Source organism: Streptomyces cinerochromogenes, from assembly GCF_014648635.1.
GTDB classification, from domain to species: Bacteria; Actinomycetota; Actinomycetes; order Streptomycetales; family Streptomycetaceae; genus Streptomyces; species Streptomyces cinerochromogenes.
Map to the genome: position 1 here is coordinate 1 of NZ_BMRM01000054.1, position 1,649 is coordinate 1,649.

General features: G+C 72.3%; 1 protein-coding gene and 1 pseudogene. One reads left to right on the forward strand and one right to left on the reverse strand.

The window, feature by feature from the left end:
* Nucleotides 1-740 (forward strand): annotated as a pseudogene (locus tag IEZ20_RS39380) (hypothetical protein); the annotation flags it as partial.
* A gap of 76 nt (nucleotides 741-816) precedes the next feature.
* Here IEZ20_RS39380 and IEZ20_RS39385 read toward each other — a convergent pair.
* Complete coding sequence (locus IEZ20_RS39385) at nucleotides 817-1,569, reverse strand: polysaccharide lyase family 7 protein (RefSeq protein ID WP_189307959.1); 753 nt, start codon at nucleotides 1,567-1,569, stop codon at nucleotides 817-819.
* Nucleotides 1,570-1,649 lie beyond the last annotated feature (80 nt).

Consider the following 1,649-nt stretch of genomic DNA (forward strand, 5'->3'; position numbering starts at 1 on the left):
CGCAACAGGACCACCAGTTCCTGAAGACCTTCAACACCGTCACCACCACCAGCCCCGGTGCGAGCCCCATGCCGACGCAGAGCGCGGTTCCCGTGCCCACGGAGAGCGGTACGCCGGCACCCGAGGCACCCGAGGCCAGCGCCACCCCCGGCGCGCCCGGCGCGAGCGGCGGCAGCCGTGGGGGTGCCGGCGGGACCGGTGGGTCCGGTGGGTCCGGTGGGTCCGGTGGGTCCGGTGGGTCCGGCCGGACCATCGACACCGCGTTCACCACCGGGTACACCTGGTTCGACAACACCCCGCGGGGCAGCGCCCGGATCTCCCATCCGGTTCTGCACCAGCAGGCCGGCGGCACCGGTACGTACGCCGATCCGATCACGCTCGCGGTCGGGCACAGCCTGGAGGGCGGCAAGGACACGCTGGACTACCCCGCCGGTACCCGTTTCTACATGCCGCGGGTGCGGCGGTACTTCATCGTGGAGGACGCCTGCGGTGACGGCGGCAGCCCGCAGAACGGGCCCTGCCACAGCCTGAAGACGGCGCCTCAGGGGGCGACCACCTGGCTCGACATGTACGTCGGCGGAGCCGCCGGGGACAGCGAGTCCGCGGTGCAGGCCTGCGCCGACAAGGTCACCGCCGGCGCGCACGGAGGGCTCAACACCGTGGTGCTGAACCCCGGTTCCGGCCTGCCGGTGGTCGAGGGCCCCCTGTTCCAGAACGGCAGGTGCACCGACCTGTACTGAGGCTGTTCCCCCTCGAGGGCGGCAGGGCCCGGCGCCGGTGGCGCCGGGCCCTGCCGTTTCCGGGGTGCGGGGCGGATCAGCCGTGGGAGACGCTCAGCGCGTAGAACGCGACCCTGGCGCCGTTCGTGCTGCTGCCCGACGCGGACTGGTTGTAGGCCCCGGCCTTGAAGTACTGCCGGTACTGCTTGAAGGAGTCGGCGATCGGGTAGTGGGTGGTGCTCCCGTCGACCGTGAGGTCGATGGTGTCGCCGCCGGAGACACCGATGGTGTAGCTCCATTCCCCGCCGAGCGGTACGTGGCCCACCGTGTGCCGGGTCTGGCCCCCGGCGGGCGAGTTCTCGGTGCCCAGCACGATGTCGCCGTCGGACTGGTAGTACAGCTCCAGGAGCGGCTTGGTGGACGAGCCGCCGGAACCCAGGTGGATCTGTCCGACGCACACGCTGGACGGCACGGACAGCACGCGCAGGGTGGCGCTCATCCGGTGGGTGCCGCCGAGCGGCCACTCGGCGGTCTCGCGCAGCTCCGAGCGGGGGTACTTGGAGTTGGGCGTGGTGACGCCCTGCTCGGGCGACCAGAAGGTCAGGGCGCCGTCGCTGTCGGTGTGGAAGTAGGAGTCCTGGTAGCCGCCCTGGAGCCGGGAAGCGGCGACGGTGGTCGGCGACCCCGGGGAGCCGACCGGTTCCTGGAGCTGCCAGATCGACAGGTCGATACCGCCGCCCGGCGCGGCCTTGGGCCCGCTGCCCGTGGTGCCGGTACCGGGGCCGGGGGTCTCGGGTGTGCCGGGATCGGTGCCGGTGGAGGGCGCCGGCGTGGTGCCGCCGCCCGTCACCGGTGCCGTGACCGGGTTCGTGCCGGGGCTGGTGGTGGTGACGGTGTTGAAGGTCTTCAGGAACTGGTGGTCCTGTTGCG